Source organism: Streptomyces lydicamycinicus (assembly GCF_000829715.2).
Classification (GTDB): domain Bacteria; phylum Actinomycetota; class Actinomycetes; order Streptomycetales; family Streptomycetaceae; genus Streptomyces; species Streptomyces lydicamycinicus.
Genome location: NZ_BBNO01000007.1, coordinates 486,478 through 503,017, shown reverse-complemented (window position 1 = coordinate 503,017; position 16,540 = coordinate 486,478). Strand labels below are relative to the sequence as shown.

Genomic DNA, 16,540 nt, shown 5'->3' with positions numbered 1-16,540 from the left:
TCCCGTAGCAGCCCGCAGATTCGCTCATCTTCCGAGCAACCATTTCGCGCCACCGCATGTCTCCTCAGGTGGACCACAGTTGGTCACCTGCTGGCTACTTAATGCTGACCAATTGTTAAATTTCGCCCACGAAACTCGATTCCTGTTTTTTTCTCTTTACATGCCCATGCCAGGCATACCAGGGTTTGCGCGGGGCCCCGCGGCCCCCGTGGTGCACAACAGCACCGCGCGTACGGGCGGTTGGCGAGCCGACCGCCCCCGCAGCACTAAGGATCGACATCAGTGCGTAGACCCCACATACGCAGACACCGCCTGGCCATCGCGGTCGCCGTGACGACGGCCGCCACCCTGACAGCGGGTGTGGCGGGCAGTGCCTCCGCGACCCCGCCGGCCTCGCCGGTCGCTGCTTCCTCCGCAACTCCCGCCCTGCAGAAGGCTGTTGACGCGGCCCGCGACGCCGCGTACGCGCACGCCTCGGCCACCGGGGTCAGCAAGAAGGACACCCTCAAGGCCACCGACACGCTCGTCGACCCGGACGGCCGGCAGCATGTCCGCTTCGTCCGGACCCACCGGGGAATGCCGGTGCTCGGCGGCGACCTCGTCGTCCACCTGACGGCCGACTCGGCGTACGAGGGCGTGACCCGGGCCTACCGTCATCAGGTCGACATGTCCGGCTCGGACCCGAAGTTGTCGGCCGGCGAGGCACGGACGAAGGCCGCTGCCGTGGGCAAGGGCCAGGCCGGCGACGCCGAACTGGTCGTGGACGCCCGCAACGGCCGTACGACGCTGGCCTATCAGGTGCAGGTGACCGACAGCCGTACCGCCGAGTCCGGTGGCGACCGTACGGTCGTCCTCGACGCGGCGACCGGCGCGGTGCTCAGCAACGTCCAGGCCGACGACTCGTTCCTGTCGCCCGCCCTCCAGCGCAAGCTGCGCGCGCGGGGCGAGCGGCTCAACCCCTCGACCGGGCTGTTCACCCCCGCCGCGCCCGCCACCGGCCAGACGGCGAAGTCGGCCGGCTTCCCGGCCGCGGCCAAGGGCACCGGCGCGTCCTTCTTCGTCGGCAGTGTGCCGCTGTCCACCACCCAGACCGCGAAGAAGTCCTTCACCCTGAAGGACTCCACCCGCGGCAACACCGAGACCCGGGACGCCGGCGACAAGGAACTGGAGAAGTTCAGCGGCGGCAAGGCGTTCACCAGCACCACCAACCGCTGGGGCAACGGCACCACGAGCAACCGGGCCACCGCCGCCGTCGACGCCCAGTACGGCATCGCCAGCACCCTCGACTTCTACAAGAAGACCTTCGGCCGCAAGGGCATCAAGAACGACGGCCGTGGGGCGCGGGCCCTGGTGCACTTCGGCAAGAAGGTCGGCAACGCCTTCTGGTCCCCCAACTGCGGCTGCATGCTCTACGGCGACGGCGACGGCCGGACGTTCACCAAGCCGCTGGTCGTCCTGGACGTCACCGGCCATGAGCTCTCCCACGGCGTCGTCGACGCGACCGCCAACCTCCAGCCCACCCGGGTGGACATCGAGGGCAACCAGTTCGGTGAGCCCGGCTCGCTCAACGAGTCGCTGGCGGACATCTTCGGCAGCGCGGTCGAGTTCTCGACCAACAACCCGAAGAACCCGCCGAACTACCTGCTGGGCGAGAAGCTCGGTCTCGACCAGAAGTTCCTGCGCCGCCTGGACAAGCCGTCCCTCGACAAGCTCGAAGGCACGGTCGACTACTGGTCGAAGGCGTCCTACGACACCGAGGTGCACGCCGGCTCCGGCGTCTCCTCGCACGCCTACTACCTGCTCGCCGAGGGCAGCGGGAAGAAGACCATCGGCGGGGTCGCCTACAACTCCCCCACCGTGGACGGCTCCAAGGTGACCGGCATTGGCCGGAAGAAGGCCACGGCGATCTTCTACCGGGCACTCACCCGGTACATGGTCTCCACGACCGACTTCCACGACGCCCGGACCGCGACCCTGCGTGCGGCCAAGGACATGTACGGCGCCAACAGCACCGAGTACAAGACGGTGAACAAGGCCTGGGCGGCCGTGAATGTGAAGGCGTCCAACACGCCCTCCAAGCACTGATCCGTCCCGGACCGGGCCCTGCGTGGTGCCCCCGCCGACCGCGGGGGTGCCACGCTCGGCTTTTCCCGCTCGTCGGGGCCCCTGCGGTGGGTCCTCGACGGGGTGGCAGCGGAAGCCTACGTTTGTCGCCATGATCATCGATCGCACGAGCGGGACCCGGCGGCTCGGCTATCCGGCTGCGGCGGGTGTGTTCGCCGTCGGCATGGCCGGGACGACCCTGCCCACCCCGCTGTACGGGCTCTACCGCGCCCAGCTCGGCTTCTCCGAGCTGATCGTGACCGTGGTCTTCGCCGTGTACGCCCTCGGGGTGATCACGGTGCTGCTGCTGGCCGGCAATGTCTCCGACGAGGTGGGCCGGCGGCCGGTGTTGCTGTGCGCGCTGGGGCTGTCGGCGGCGAGCGCGCTGTGTTTCGTGTTCGAGGGCGGGCTGCCGATGCTGCTGCTCGGACGGGTGCTGTCCGGCTTCGCCGCCGGATTGTTCAGCGGCGCCGCCACCGCGGCCGTACTGGAGCTCGCCCGGCCCGGCCAGGAAGCGCATGCGGGGTTCGCCGCCACCGCCGCGAACATGGGCGGCCTCGGCTGCGGCCCGTTGCTGTCCGGGCTGCTGGCCCAGTACGCGCCGTGGCCGCTGGTCCTGCCGTTCCTGGTGCATCTCCTCCTGGTGGCCGGGGCGGCCGGGGTGACCTGGTTCCTGCCGGAGACCGTCGCTGCTCCGCACCGCCTCCACAAGCTGCGGCCCCAGGGCCTGCGGCTCCCGCCCGAGGTGCGGGGCGTCTTCACCCCCTCGGCCGTCGCCGCGTTCGCCGGTTTCGCCCTCCTGGGACTGTTCACCGCGGTCGCGCCGAGCTTCCTCCACGAGACTCTCGGGGTGCGCAATCTGGCCGTTGCCGGGGCGGTCGTCTTCACGGTGTTCCTCGGTTCCACCGCCGGGCAGTCCCTGACGGAACGGATCGGCGTCCGCCGAGCGCTGCCGGGCGGCTGCCTGGTGCTGGTGGTGGGCCTTCTGCTGGTGGCCACCTCGCTGGCCGTGACCTCCCTTCCGCTGCTGGTCACCGGCGCGGTGTGCGGCGGCGTCGGCCAGGGCCTGGCGTTCCGGGCCGGGCTGACCGCCGTGGGACGCGCGGCACCGCCCGCGCACCGCGGCGGCACCATCTCGGCCTTCTTCCTCGTCGCCTATCTCGGCATCTCGCTGCCGGTGGTCGGCGTCGGTGCCCTCACCCTGGTGCTCGGCCTGCGCGGCGCGGGGCTGACCTTCTCCGCCTGTGTCATCGTGCTCGCCGTCGCCGTCGGCCTCTACGTACTGCGACACCCGCCGGCCGACGAGAACTGACCGGCGCCGGGTACCGGAACCCGCACCGTTCTTCCGACGGTCTGTCAGTCCTCGTTCGTCCGGCCCCGGTCGTCCGCCGGCACCAGCCGCACCCGCAGCCGCTCCGGCCCACGGGTGAAGACACCCGCGTCGGTGGGCGGCGTACCCTCCGCGAAGTCCATCGCGGGAAACGCGTCGAGCAGCTGATTGACGGCGATCTCCACCTCGGCCTTGGCCAGGAGCGCACCGACGCAGAAGTGCCGGCCGAGGGCGAAGGCGACGTGCTGGGCGGCGGCGCTGAAGGCGGTGGTGGGCGTCAGATCGTCGCGAAGCACGTGGAAGGTGTCCGGCGCGGCATAGTGGCGCTCATCGCGGTTCGCGGAGCCGATCAGACAGGTGACGGTGGCGCCCGCGGGGATGGTGCCGCCGCTGAGGGGCACCTCAACGGCGGTCTGACGCATGATCATTTGGACCGGCGGTGTATAGCGCAGGGTTTCGGCGAAGGCCGCGGGGACCAGCGACCGGTCAGCGCGTACGGCGGCCAACTGGTCCGGGTGGCACAGCAGATTGCGGAACAGGGCGGCGAGGGCCTTGTCCGTGGTTTCGCCGCCGGCCGCGAGCAGCAGGCTGACGAACGAGGTGATGTCCTGGTCGTTCATCCGGGTGCCCTCGACCTCGGCGGTGCAGAGCGTGGAGAGCAGATCGTCGCCGGGGGCGGCCCGCCGTTCGTGGATGACCGGGAGCAGGTGGTCGGCGAGCTCCCGGCCGGCGCGCCGGCCGGCCTCCGCGACCTCGGGGTCCTGGGCCAGGTTGGACAGGAAGCCGACGACGGAGCCGTACCAGCCGTGGAAGCGGTCGTGGTCGGCCCGGTCGAGCCCGAGCATGTCGACGATGACGTTGATGGGGTAGCGGGTCGCGAACTGCGCCACGAGATCGGTCTCCGCCGCGTCGCGGAAGGTGTCGATCAGCTCCCGCGCATTGCGCTCGATGACCGGCAGGAACTTCTCCCGCAGCTCCCGGCCCCGGAAGGCGGGGGCCACCAGGGCCCGGCGTACGGAGTGCTCGCGGCCGCTCATCTGGGGCAGGGTCCGGCCGCCGTGTGCCGGTTCGAGCTGCCACTCGTAGTTGTCGCTGGTGAACACCGGATCGCGGAAGGCCCGGGCCACGTCCTCGTAGCGCGAGAGCAGAAAGCTGTCGGTGCCCGGGTCGTGGAAGACCGGGTAGTGCTCCCGCAGGATGCGGTACGCGGGGTAGGGGTCGGCCGCGAACTGCGGTGACAGGATGTCGGGCGGCTGCGGGAGAGTGGTCACAACACGTCCTCGGCTTCGCTGAGCGGCATCGGGCTCGGACGGTGGTGCACGGCCGGCTGTTGACGCTAGAGCACCGCCTGGGGCCCGTCCAGAGCGCGCCACCCGCCCGGCGCCCCTCCCCCGCGCTCCCGTATGAACGGCACCGCCGCTCGCCACCCGGATGGACGGCCGTCTTCACCCCGCTGCCTGTCCGGGCACGCTTCGCCGGCCGAGGCCGGAAACGCTGAGATCCAGCACACCGTCTTCTCCAGCCACTCCCGGCCGCCCGCGGCCCGCATTGCCGACGCCGGTGAACGACAGAAAAGGACCGACCACCTCATGGGCACCTTCACCACGACCGACGGCACGGAGATCTTCTACAAGGACTGGGGAACCGGCCGCCCCGTGGTGTTCAGCCACGGCTGGCCGCTCAACGCCGATGTCTGGGACGACCAGATGCATCTGGTCGCCGCCCACGGATACCGGGCGGTCGCCCACGACCGCCGGGGCCACGGCCGCTCCGGCCAGCCGTGGCAGGGCAACGACATGGACACCTACGCCGACGACCTGGCGCAGCTGATGGAGGCCCTGGACCTGCGGGAGGCGGTGCTGGTCGGGCACTCCACCGGTGGCGGTGAGGTGACCCGCTACATCGGCCGGCACGGCACCGGCCGGGTGGCCAAGGCGGTGCTGCTCGGCGCGGTCCCGCCGCTGATGCTCAAGACCGAGGCGAACCCGGAGGGCCTGCCGCGCGAGGTCTTCGACGGCATCCGCGCCGGTGTCGCCGGCGACCGGTCGCAGTTCTACCAGGACCTCAGCGAGATGTTCTACGGCGCCAACCGGCCCGGTTCCGCCGCCTCCCAGGGCATTCGCGACGCGTTCTGGATGTGGAGCATGCAGGTGGGCCTGAAGGGGGCGTTCGATTGCGTCAAGGAGTTCTCGGAGACCGATTTCACCGAGGACCTCAAGCGCTTCGATATCCCCACCCTCATCATTCACGGCGATGACGACCAGATCGTGCCCTTCGTGGCCTCCGGAAAGAAGTCGGCGAAGCTGGTGCCGAACGCCACGCTCAAGATCTACCCGGGGGCACCGCACGGCCTCTCGGCGGTCGGCTCGTACAAGGACGACTTCCACGCCGATCTGCTGGCGTTTCTCCAGAGCTGAGCGCCCTGGGCGGCGCCGACGGCTCGGCCGCCTCCGCGATGCTCAGCGGCCGACGTCGCGCGTGGCCGCTCCGCGCTCCGGGCCGGGCCAGTGCGGCGAGCGGCCGAGAGCCGTCAGGATCTGCTCCAACATGTCCGCGTCCTCCCCGGCGGTCAGCCCCGGCCGGAAGGCGCTGCCCGGAGCGAGCCGGGAGTCGTCGTCCGGGACGGCGCGGGCTATCGGCAGGGCGGCCCGCAGGAGTTCAGGGGCCGGGGTGTATGCCAGGCCCAGGGTGCGGGCGACGTCCCAGCTGTGCACCACGTAGTCGATGAGGTGGAAGCCGATCGCACGGGCGGCGCGGAAGGTCCGGCCGACGCTGAATTCGGGGAGGGCGAACGCTTGGTCCGGCCCTTCCACGGTCGCGAAGGCGGCGATGACGTTCTCTGCCGCGGCGGTGTACTCCCCGACGGGGTCCGTACCGAGCGGCCGGACCGACCAGTGCGCCGGTTCCCGCCCCGCTCCCCGCGCTGCCGCCGCGAAGCCGTGGTGCTGGGCGGTCATATGGGCGAGCAGATCGGCCAGCGTCCATGCCGAGCAGGGGGTCGGCCGGGACAGATCGCCAGGAGTCATCCGTCGGACCAGGGTCACGCTGTCCCGGACCGCCTCGGTGTGGAGCCGCCGGAGGCCGGCGAAGTCCGGGTGCGGTGCGGAGGCGTTCACAGTATTCGTATGCATGCGCTTACGATCAGCTCAAGCCCATGAATTGTCAACGGGTATTTTCGTGACCATGGCCGAGAACGCAGCCGACAAGGGCACCCCATCCGGAGGGCGGCCGCCCCGCCCCGACCTTGCGGCGATGGTCGTGCCGTTGGGCCGTGCGCTGATGGCGGCGGAGCAGCCGGTCCTTGACGCACACGGTCTGACGATGTGGGCCTACGCGGTCCTGCTGCATCTCGACGAGACGCCGATCCGTACGCAAGCGGCGCTGGCCGAGGCCATCCGGGCGGACAAGACCCGCATCATCGCCGTCCTGGACGACCTGGAGGGCCGGGAGCTGATCCGCCGTCAGCCGGACCCCGAGGACCGCCGGGTGCGCCTGCTGTCCCTCACCGCCGAGGGCCGGCGGCTGCGGGATACGACACAGGCCGCGATTCAGGAAGGTGAGGAACGGCTGCTCGGCCGGCTTCCGGCCGCCGACCGCGCGGGCCTCCTGCGGGCACTGCAAACCCTCTCCACCTTGCCGGAACTGACGGCGCGGAAGCCCGGCCGGGGTTCACCCCGTACCTGATCCGCCGGGCGGGCGGCGCGGCCCGCACATGCCGACGGTGCCGGCCGAACGGACCCGTGGGTCCGTTCGGCCGGCACCGGCTGGAAAGACTCAGTGATTGCGACGGTGGTCGTCGTCGCCGCCCCAGCCCCAGCCGCCGCGCTCGCAGCCCTCGCTGAAGACCGGGCCGACATGGTGGATCACACCCGCGGAGAGCCAGCAGGACGCGTGGTGGCCGTGGCCGTGGTGGTTCTTGTAGTGGTGGTGGTGACGGTCCTTGTGCTCCTTGCCCATGTTGCAGGCCAGGGCGGCGCTCGCACCGCCCATGACGATGGTGGTGGCCAGGGCGCTGGCTGCGATCGCGGCGCGGATGCGCATGTCTGCTCCTCGAGAGGATCAAAGGGGTATATCGACCTTTTCAGGATGCACCTTTACGGAATCTCCCAAAACCTGACACGTCGTGAATTGGGCGAGTTGGAGTAATTGATCAACCCGCCGATCCTCCCTCTCGTGTACGGATACGCCGCGTTGAGGAAAAAGCAGCGTCCCCGTCGGCGATCTCGACGGGGACGGCTGCATGAGAAGCCTGCACGCGCAGTACTGATGGAGCATCAGGCGACGACTCGTCAGGCCCCTTCCGGCGCCTCTTCGGACAGCCGGCGTACGGGGCGAGTTCCTGTGCGCAGGCCCAGCGTCACCAGCGCCACGGCGACGGCGAGGAAGCCGGAGAGCACCGCGAAACCGGTCACGCTGGAGCCGGTGGCGTCGGTCAGCCAGCCGACCAGATAGGGCCCGGCGAAGCCGCCGAGATTGCCCAGGGCGTTGATCAGGCCCATGGCGACGGCCACCACCTCGAAGCGCAGCAACTGACCGGGGATCGCCCAGAACGGGCCGTACGGCGCGTAGACCGCGGCGGCCGTCACACACAACAGCAGCATCCGCGGCAGGGCGCCGTCCACGGCCTGTCCCAGCAGCAGTGCCGCGATGCCCACGACGAGCGGGACGGCCACCGCCTGGCGGCGTCTGCCGGTGCGGTCGGACCAGGCGGCGTTGGCGATCATCACGGCGAGGGCGATCGTGAAGGGGATGGCGGTGAGCAGCCCGACCTCGGTGGACGAGCCGTCGTGGGTCAGCTCCTTGATGACCGAGGGCAGCCACAGATTGAAGCCGTAGAAGCCGGTGATCCAGAAGAAGTAGACGCCGATGAGGACGAGGACGGACTTCTGCTTGACCGCGTCGAGGTACGAGCCGCTGCCCGCCGGTGGTTTCGCGGCCTCGTCGGCGGCGATGGAGCGCTCCACATGGTCGGCCTCGGCGCGGGAGATCCACCGGGCCTGCGCGGGCCGGTCGGCGACCGCGAACCACCAGACCAGCGCCCACACCAGAGGCGGCATCCCTTGGAGCACCAGCACCCAGCGCCAGCTCGCATGGTCGAGCATCCACCCCGACAGGGGCGCCATGAACACCGAGGAGAGCGGCAGGCAGGCCATCCACAGCGCGTTGGCGCGGGCCCGTTCGCGCAGCGGGAACCACGAGGCGAGCAGGATGAGTACGGCCGGCCAGACACCGCCTTCGAAGAAGCCGAGCACGAAACGGGCCGCGTAGAACTGCGACTTGGTCTGGACGAGACCGGACAGCGACGCGGCCAGCCCCCACGCCACCATCAGGATGAGGACGGTTTTCCGGGCGCTCCAGCGCTGGGCGAGGATCGCGGCCGGGATCTGGAGGAAGACATAGCCGACGAAGAAGATGCCGCCGGCCAGCCCCTTGTCGGCGTTGGACAGCTCCAGGTCGCCGTGCATGTAGGGGAGGATGACGGAGACATTGTTCCGGTCGAGATACGCCAGCATGTACATGATCGCGGCGACCGGAATGACGTACGCCCAGCGCTTGGCGGGGACCGCGGGCGAGGGCGAGGGCGGGATCGGCTGCGGGCGGGCGTCCGTCACCGGGCGGCCGCCGTTCCGTAGGCGGCCCGGATCCGGTCGGTGAAGCGGCTGAAGCCGGCGGCGGCGCGGAAGGCCGCGGCCATCGTGCCGTACGAGGCGCGGCCGCTGCCCGCGATGTCGAAGGCGGTGCCGTGGTCGACGGAGGTCCGCAGGATCGGCAGCCCCACCGTGACGGAGACGGTGCCGTCGAAGTCGACGGTTTTGGCGGGGATATGGCCCTGGTCGTGGAAGTGCGACAGCACGCCGTCGAAGCGGCCTTCGAGTCCCTGATGGAAGACCGAATCGGCGGGGACCGGCCCCACCACGCCGAGGCCCTCGGCGGCCGCCTTCTCGACCGCCGGACGCAGGACGGTGATCTCCTCGTCGCCGAAGTGGCCGCCCTCGCCGCCGTGCGGATTGATCGCGGCGACGGCGAGCCGGGGCTCGTCATGGCCGAAGACGCGCAGTGCGGTGGTGGCGTGCCGGATGCTCGATGCGACCCGCTCCTCGGTGATCTGGTCGAGCGCCTTGCGCAGGGCGAGATGGCGGGTGGTGAAGAAGATCTTGAGGCCACGGACCACGAACATGGTGTCGAAGTGGGCGGCGCCGGTGAGTTCGCCGAGCATCTCGGTGTGGCCGAGGTGCTGCGAACCGGCCGCCCAGATGGCCTCCTTGTTGATCGGCGAGGTGACGATGCCGTCCACCTCACCTGCCAGCGCGGCGCGGGTCGCTGCCTCGATCGCGGCCACGGCGGAGCGGCCCGCCACCGCGTCGACCGTGCCCCAGGGCAGGTCCGCGGGGGCGATCCCGAGGTCGAGTACATCGATGGTGCCGGGCTCGAACCGTGCCTCGCCGGGCGCACCGACGGCGTTGACCTCGACGTCCAGCCCGCAGACGGCGACGGCACGGCGCAGTACGGCGGCGTCGCCGACGGCGAGTCCGCGGCCGAGTGCGGTGATCGCCGGGTCGGCGAGGGTACGCGCGGTGATCTCGGGGCCGATGCCGACGGGATCGCCGAGGGTGACGGCCAGGAGCGGCAGCGGGCCGTCGGCATCCGGACGGTGACGGTCCGTCCGGGGGCCGGTCGCGGGCTGAGGGTCGTTCATGGGATCACCTTTCGGGGTGCGGTGTTCACTTCGCGCTCAACGTGGGGCCGAGGGTGCGCCGGGTGCAGGCCGCGCGCAGGTGTTCCAGGCAGTCGCGGGCGGCGTCGGGGCCGCCGATCAGGCCGCCCTTCGTGGCGAAGAGCAGTCCGTCGTGGGGGCCGCCCACCAGGTGTCCGGCGATGGCGAGCGGGAGCACCTCGGTCTCGATGGCGAAACCGTCGGCGCCCAGCGCGGAGGTGACCGCCGCGGCGACATCGCCGCCGGAGGCGTACAGCCCGCCGGGGCGAAGCTCGGCGACCGCACGGTGGGCGACCTCGGCGAGCGCGCGCAGGATGCGGGCCGCGGTGCGGGGATCTCGTACGGGGCCGGAACCTGCGGCGGTCGGCGGTTCGGAGGCGACCCGGACGCCGAGCACCGCGGCCCCCTCCCCCGCCGCCGCGCGCAGTGCCGTCAGCACCCGGTCGGGGTCCGGGGCGGTGGGGTCGAGGTCCGCCCAGCGGGCGCCGAGCGCGGATTCCGTGCGGGCGAGCTGGGTGCAGGTGCGGTCCGTGACACTGCCGACGACCGCCAGGACGGTGGCGGGGGCGCCGCCTTCGGGCCGCAGGCCCATTTCGGCGGCGAGGGCGGCGCCGAAGGGGCCCGAGTCCAGCGCGACCCAGCGGATGCGGGATTCGGCGGCGAGGCGGGCCGCGGCGACCGCGACCGTACGCAGATGTGCGTTCTCGGTGGCGTCGCAGACCACGATGTCGGCCGGGCTCTCCCGCAACGCCGCGGCCACCGCTTCGGTTCCCCGCTCCACCACGTCCAGGGCCAGTTCGGCCGTGCTGCGCCCGCTCTGGGCGCCCAGTACGGCCGCGACCCGGGCATGCCGGACCGGGTCGAACGGGTCGTGGGCCACGGCCGTCCGGGTCAGCGGAACGCCGTCGACGAGATGCAGACCGCCCACCGTGGTCCGGCCGGCGTCGGGGAAGGCGGGGACGGCCAGGGTCCGGATCCGGGCCTCGGGCTCGCGGACGGCGAGGGCATCCACCACCGCGTCGAGTTCACTGCCGGGATTGCCGCGCAGGGTGGTGTCGACGCGCTTGACGATCAGTGGCGCCGTGCCCGCGGTTTCGGCGGCGGCCCGGACGGCCGCGTAGGCGCGGGCGGGGCTCCAGTGGCGCGAGGCGGTGTTGACGACGAGGACGTCCACCCGGTCCGCGTAGCGCGTGATGCGGTCGAGGTCGCCAACGGTGACGGCCCGCAGGCCCTGGCGCGCATAGAGGGCACCGGTCGCATTGCTGCCGGTGAGGTCGTCTGCGATGACGAGCACCTGGGCCACCCGGTCTCCTCCCGTCGGCTCCGGTGCCGTCGCCGACCCCGAAGTGACCGAACCGCGCATTTTTATTGCGCGGTTCATGCAATTCAGGGTGGCGACTCGCCGAACGGGCTGTCAAGAGGTGTGCAGCGGGGCGCCCTCGGCGCCGTCCCCGGGGCTCACCGCGGCCGAGTGCACCGACCACCCCGCGTCCGTGAACGCGGCCAGCTCCCGCTCCCCGCCCCCGGAGATCAGACCGGTCCCCGCCGGCATAGGCGCCCAGTAGGGGAAGCCCCCTCCCCCGCCGAGCTTGGAGTGGTCGGCGAGCACCCAGGCGGCCCGGGCGCACTCGGCCATCGTCTCCTTCAGCGCGGCCTGTTCCGGGTCCGGGCAGTTGATGCCCCGCCGGGGATCCAGACCGTCGACACCGAGGAACGCGATGTCCGGGGTGAGCCGGCGCAGCGCCTGTTCGGTCCGGGTGCCCAGCAGCGACTCGTTGGGACGCCGCAGCCGGCCGCCGAGCACCACGACCTCCACCTCCGCGTCCGCCAGCTCGACCAGAGTGGACAGGCCGTTGGTGACGACGGTGAGGTCGCCGCGGTCCCGCAGCTCATGTGCCAGCCGGGCGACGGTGGTGCCCGCGTCGAGGAGGACGACATCGCCACTGCGGACCAGCGCCGCCGCGGCGCGGGCGATGGCGTCCTTCTCGCCGCGCTGCTCGTGCTCCTTGTCGTGCCAGGACCGCTCGACGGCCCGGTGGTCGACAGCGCCGCCGTATGTGCGCGTGATCCGGCCGAGGGCGGCCAGTGTCGCCAGGTCGCGGCGGACGGTGGACAGCGAGACATCGAACTCCGCCGCGAGATCGTGCACGCTGATGTCGCCGGCGCCGAGCAGCTCCACCATCCGCTCGCGCCGGCGCCGGGTGGCCGAGCGTTCCCCACTGGTCACGTCACTGCCCGCCTCTGCCTGCCGTCGCTGCCGGCGTCCCGAAGGGACCTCTCAAGTTGCGTGTTTCGCGCAATTCGAGAGTAGCAGTCGAGCAGGCAGCGGCGGGCGCCACCTCAGGGTGCTGTGCGGTCAGGCGAGGATCTTCGCCTTGGCCTTCTGGAACTCCTCCTCCGTGATGTCCCCGTGGTTCTTCAGCTCGGCGAGCTTCGCCAGGGAATCCGCGTGCCGGCTCGTCTCGTCGTCACCGGTCGCCACGGTCTTTCGCAGATACTCCTGCAACTGCTTCTGCTGCCGTTCGGCCTGGGCGATCTCCCGGTCGCTCATCCCGTGACCGCGGGCGATCACATAGACGAAGACACCCAGGAAGGGCAGCAGGATCACCAGGACGAGCCAGCCGGTCTTGCCCCACCCCTTGAGGTCATGGCTGCGGAAGATGTCACCGATGATGCGGAACAGCAGGATCAGCCACATGACCCACAAAAAGATCAGGCACATGGTCCAGAACGCGTTGAGCAGCGGGTAGTCCATCACGGCCTCCTATGGCGCTGGGAGCCCCCGAGCTCATCCTTCCGTCAGCTCAAGGATCCCTCGCCGTCGGCCTCCGCCGCGACCACATCCAGGCCGCTGAGGGCCTGTTCCGTCCAAATGACCTTGCCGCTGGTGGTGTAGCGGGTCCCCCACCGTTCGGCCAATTGGGCGACCAGGAAGAGTCCGCGGCCGCCTTCGTCCGTGGTGGCGGCCTGCCGCAGATGCGGCGAGGTGCTGCTGCGGTCGGAGACCTCGCAGATCAGGGAGGTGTCCCGGATCAGGCGTACGCGGATGGGACCGGCGGCGTACCGGATGGAGTTGGTGACCAGCTCGCTGAGGATCAGCTCGGCGGTGAACGCCTCCTCCGCCAGGCCCCACTCGATCAGCTTGCGGACCGCCGCGGCCCGTATCTGGCCCACCGCCGAGGGGTCGGGCGGCACGTCCCAGTCGGCGACATGCTCGGTGTCCAGCACCCGGGTGCGGGCGACGAGCAGCGCGATGTCGTCACTGGGCCGGTCCGGGAGCAGCGCGCCGAGCGCGGCCTCGCAGGTCTCGTCCGGTGTCCGGCCGGGGTGGTCGGCCAGGGTGCGGCTCAGCAGCGCCATGCCTTCGTCGAGGTCCCGGTTCCGGTCCTCGACGAGGCCGTCGGTGAAGAGCACCAGACGGCTCTCCTCGGGCAGTTGCCGTTGCCAGGTCTCGAAGGGCAGGCCGCCGAGCCCGAGCGGCGGGCCGCCGGGCACGTCGGCGACCTCGGCGGTGCCGTCCGGCCGCAGCAGGACGGGCTGGACGTGCCCGGCGCGTGCCATGGTGCAGTGCCCGGACGCCGGATCGTAGATGGCGTAGAGGCAGGTGGCCCCGGTGACCGAGCCCTCGGCCTCCTCGGCGCCCTCGTCCTGGTCGATGCGGGTGACGAGCTCGTCGAGGTGCCAGAGGATCTCGTCGGGCGGCAGGTCCAGGTTGGCGAAGTTGTGGACGGCGGTGCGCAGCCGGCCCATGGTGGCGGCGGCATGCAGTCCGTGCCCCACGACATCGCCGACGACGAGCGCCACCCGGGCGCCGGGCAGCGGAATGATGTCGAACCAGTCACCGCCGACGCCGCCGAGCCCGCCGCGGCCGGCCTGGGCGGGCAGATAGCGGTAGGCCGCCTCGACGGCGTTCTGTTCCGGCAGGGCGCGCGGCAGCAGGCTGCGCTGAAGAGTGACCGCCATGGTGTGTTCGCGGGTGTAGCGGCGGGCGTTGTCGATGCTCACCGCGGCGCGGGCGACCAGCTCCTCGGCGACGGAGAGATCCTCCTCCTCGAAGGGCTCCGGCTCGTTCGAGCGCCAGAAGATGGCCACGCCCAGGATGACGCCGCGGGCGCGCAGCGGCACCGCGATCCTCGAATGGATACCGTGCTGGACGATCTTCCTGGCACGCTCGGGGCTCTGGAGATGCCAGCCGGCGAACGCCGTCAGATCCGCTTCCAGGGCCGCTTCGCCGCTGGTGAGGCCGGCGCCGAGGGCGGTGGCCGGCTCGAAGCGGATCAGCTTGCCGACGGGGTAGAGGCCGCTGTCCGGCGGGGCACCTCTGGACGCTATCCGCCGCATCTCGACGATCGCGCCGCCGGGGGGCGTGGGCTCCTCGCCGATCAGCACGTCCTCGGCCAGATCGACGGTGACGATATCGGCGAAGCGAGTGGCGCCGAACTGTGCGAGCTCCTCGCAGGTGTGCACCACGTCGAGGGTGGTGCCGATCTCGGTACCGGCGTCGTAGAGGAGCTTCAGACGGCCGCGGGCCACATCGGCGCGGCCGGTCAGCGCCCGGAGCTCGGTGGTGTCGCGCAGCGTCGTGACGCTGCCGGGCGGCCCGCCGGCCTGGTCCGTCGAGCGCTGGTTGACGGCGAGCAGCCGGTCGCCGACCGGGTGGACCTCGTCGGTGACGACCCGGCCGGAGGCCAGCAGATGGGCGGTGGCCGGGTCGAGCCCGAGATCGGCGACCTGGCGCCCTTCCACGTCCGGCGGCAGGCCGAGCAGCCGGCGCGCCTCGTCGTTGGCGAGCAGCAGACAGCCGTCGCCGCCCACGATGATCACGCCTTCGCGTACGGCGTGCAGCACCGCGTCGTGGTGCTCGTACATCCGGGTCATCTCGGCCGGGCCGAGGCCGTGGGTCTGCCGCCGCAGACGCCTGCTGACCAGCGCGGTGCCGCCGGTGGTCAGCGCGAGGACGCCGGCCGCGGCGCCGAACAGCAGCGGGAACTGATCGTCGACGACACCGCTCACGCGGTTGACGGTGATCCCGGCCGAGACCAGCCCGATGACCTTTCCCTTGTCCGTGCCGCTGTGGCTGAAGACCGGCACCACGGCCTGGACGAGCGGCCCGATGGTGCCGGTGATCTTCTCGGTGACCACGCGGCCGGCCAGCGCCGGTTGCAGCGTGCCGACGAACTTCTTGCCGATCCGGTTGGCGATGGGGTGGGTGTAGCGGATGCCCTGGGTGTTCATCACGACGATGAAGTCGACCTCGGAGCGCTTGCGGGCGGCCTCCGCCCGCGGCTGCAGCACGGTGGTCGGGTGGTCGTTCTTCAGCGCTGCCTCGATGCCCGGCGCGTTCGCGAAGGCTTCAGCGACGGCGACGGACCTGTTGCGGGCTTCGCGGTCTGCGTCGGACCGGGATTGCAGCACAAGTGCCGCAATGGCGGCGGCGACGAGCAACACCACGATCGCCACCTGCAGGAGAAAGACCTGACCTGCGACAGTTCGCATCCTGAGAACCGAACGCGGGCGGCCGTAGCGTCCGGCCATGTCCTCTTTCTACACCTCCCGCATACGGTGGGCGAGCCGCGCGATGCGGAGCGCAGCAGCCACCAGGGCATGTCCGCGAGGTCCCGTCCCGCCGGGCGGCCTCACGGCTTTTCCGAGGATGATCCCGTGATCCGCCGCGGGGCGCCAGAGGGCGGGAAGACCCCCGGGTAGGTTTTACTGCTGCACACATGCGAACCTCTCCGACTAAGGGGACATACCCGGCCGCGGCCGGGCGCCACCGCATCGGGAACAAATCGCCCAAGGCGCCGGGGGTTCATGTAACTCTTCCCACAGGCCCGGCCGCTTGCCTGATCGGGCTCTGCCGGTCGAGTGAGCTCAACGCCCGCGCAACGTGCCTGGTCAGCGCGGTTCACCGGGACCCCGGGGGCCACACCGGACCGGCCCAGGGGGCACCCTTGGCGTCGCACTCGCCGTCGGGACGGTATGAGACGTTCGTGGGCATGCATGTTCCCGAGGAGATCCGAGCCGAGGCGGCCGCGCTCATCGACCACCACGCGCTCGGACTGTGGAAGCCGAACGATGCCGACCGGCGTACCGCCGTGGCGCTGTTCCACTTCCTCGAAACCGGTCTGCCGCTCACGAGCGAGCAGATCCGGTCCGCCCTTGCGCACACGGAACCGGCTGCCGACATGACCGGGCGACTGCTGGACCTGCTGCGGGGAACCGCCGGGCTGCTCGACGACGCACCGGTGGCCGAGAGCCCCGCCGGGCGGGACGCCGTCGACCACGTATGCCTCCTCCTGGACGCGCTGGCGCTCTCCCGGCTCACCGGGCGGTAAACAGAAGGCCCGCCCGGGCGAGAGCTCCGGGCGGGCGGTTCTGCGGCTTCCACGGCC

At 71.1% G+C, this 16,540-nt stretch carries 14 protein-coding genes; 5 read left to right on the top strand and 9 right to left on the bottom strand.

The features are described from left to right. The first annotated feature begins 282 nt into the window (after positions 1 to 282). Both TU31_RS24745 and TU31_RS24740 read left to right on the top strand, forming a co-directional pair. Positions 283 to 2,085, top strand: a complete 1,803-nt coding sequence (locus tag TU31_RS24745; RefSeq protein WP_042158294.1) for a M4 family metallopeptidase — start codon at positions 283 to 285, stop codon at positions 2,083 to 2,085. A 130-nt stretch (positions 2,086 to 2,215) separates the two neighbouring features. After that, complete coding sequence (locus TU31_RS24740) at positions 2,216 to 3,415, top strand: MFS transporter (protein WP_042158292.1); 1,200 nt, start codon at positions 2,216 to 2,218, stop codon at positions 3,413 to 3,415. A 44-nt stretch (positions 3,416 to 3,459) separates the two neighbouring features. On the opposite strand, the gene TU31_RS24735 is transcribed toward TU31_RS24740, so the two are convergent. Beyond that, positions 3,460 to 4,704, bottom strand: a complete 1,245-nt coding sequence (locus tag TU31_RS24735; protein WP_042158289.1) for a cytochrome P450 — start codon at positions 4,702 to 4,704, stop codon at positions 3,460 to 3,462. A 318-nt stretch (positions 4,705 to 5,022) separates the two neighbouring features. Between TU31_RS24735 and TU31_RS24730 the strand changes: the two genes are divergently transcribed. Next, positions 5,023 to 5,850, top strand: a complete 828-nt coding sequence (locus tag TU31_RS24730) for an alpha/beta fold hydrolase (protein WP_042158287.1) — start codon at positions 5,023 to 5,025, stop codon at positions 5,848 to 5,850. Positions 5,851 to 5,892: 42 nt separating this feature from the next. Here TU31_RS24730 and TU31_RS24725 read toward each other — a convergent pair whose 3' ends face one another. After that, positions 5,893 to 6,564 (bottom strand): TIGR03086 family metal-binding protein, encoded by a 672-nt coding sequence (locus tag TU31_RS24725; RefSeq protein WP_042158285.1) that lies wholly within the window; start codon positions 6,562 to 6,564, stop codon positions 5,893 to 5,895. Positions 6,565 to 6,616: 52 nt separating this feature from the next. On the opposite strand from TU31_RS24725, the gene TU31_RS24720 reads away from it, so the two are divergent. Beyond that, entirely contained in the window at positions 6,617 to 7,117 is a 501-nt protein-coding gene (locus tag TU31_RS24720) for a MarR family winged helix-turn-helix transcriptional regulator (RefSeq protein WP_042158283.1), read from the top strand. Between the two features lie 90 nt (positions 7,118 to 7,207). On the opposite strand, the gene TU31_RS24715 is transcribed toward TU31_RS24720, so the two are convergent. The 7 genes from TU31_RS24715 to TU31_RS24685 form a co-directional block, all read right to left on the bottom strand. Further along, positions 7,208 to 7,474: a hypothetical protein gene (locus TU31_RS24715; RefSeq protein ID WP_042158281.1), complete on the bottom strand. Its 267-nt coding sequence runs from the start codon at positions 7,472 to 7,474 to the stop codon at positions 7,208 to 7,210. A gap of 248 nt (positions 7,475 to 7,722) precedes the next feature. Next, entirely contained in the window at positions 7,723 to 9,045 is a 1,323-nt protein-coding gene (locus tag TU31_RS24710; protein WP_042158279.1) for an MFS transporter, read from the bottom strand. Further along, positions 9,042 to 10,130: a 4-hydroxythreonine-4-phosphate dehydrogenase PdxA gene (gene pdxA / locus TU31_RS24705; protein WP_107070739.1), complete on the bottom strand. Its 1,089-nt coding sequence runs from the start codon at positions 10,128 to 10,130 to the stop codon at positions 9,042 to 9,044. The genes TU31_RS24710 and pdxA overlap by 4 nt, the downstream gene beginning before the upstream one ends. A 25-nt stretch (positions 10,131 to 10,155) precedes the next feature. Continuing rightward, a complete protein-coding gene (locus TU31_RS24700; protein WP_245698683.1) occupies positions 10,156 to 11,529 on the bottom strand; it encodes a four-carbon acid sugar kinase family protein in 1,374 nt (457 codons plus the stop codon). 33 nt (positions 11,530 to 11,562) lie between these two features. Beyond that, a complete protein-coding gene (locus TU31_RS24695) occupies positions 11,563 to 12,375 on the bottom strand; it encodes a DeoR/GlpR family DNA-binding transcription regulator (RefSeq protein ID WP_052719036.1) in 813 nt (270 codons plus the stop codon). A gap of 129 nt (positions 12,376 to 12,504) precedes the next feature. After that, a complete protein-coding gene (locus TU31_RS24690) occupies positions 12,505 to 12,903 on the bottom strand; it encodes an SHOCT domain-containing protein (RefSeq protein ID WP_042158272.1) in 399 nt (132 codons plus the stop codon). Between the two features lie 44 nt (positions 12,904 to 12,947). Further along, positions 12,948 to 15,683, bottom strand: a complete 2,736-nt coding sequence (locus TU31_RS24685) for a SpoIIE family protein phosphatase (RefSeq protein WP_042158270.1) — start codon at positions 15,681 to 15,683, stop codon at positions 12,948 to 12,950. A gap of 461 nt (positions 15,684 to 16,144) precedes the next feature. Between TU31_RS24685 and TU31_RS24680 the strand changes: the two genes are divergently transcribed. Beyond that, on the top strand, positions 16,145 to 16,483 hold the full coding sequence (locus tag TU31_RS24680) for a hypothetical protein (RefSeq protein WP_042158910.1): 339 nt from the start codon (positions 16,145 to 16,147) through the stop codon (positions 16,481 to 16,483). The last annotated feature ends 57 nt before the right edge of the window (positions 16,484 to 16,540 follow it).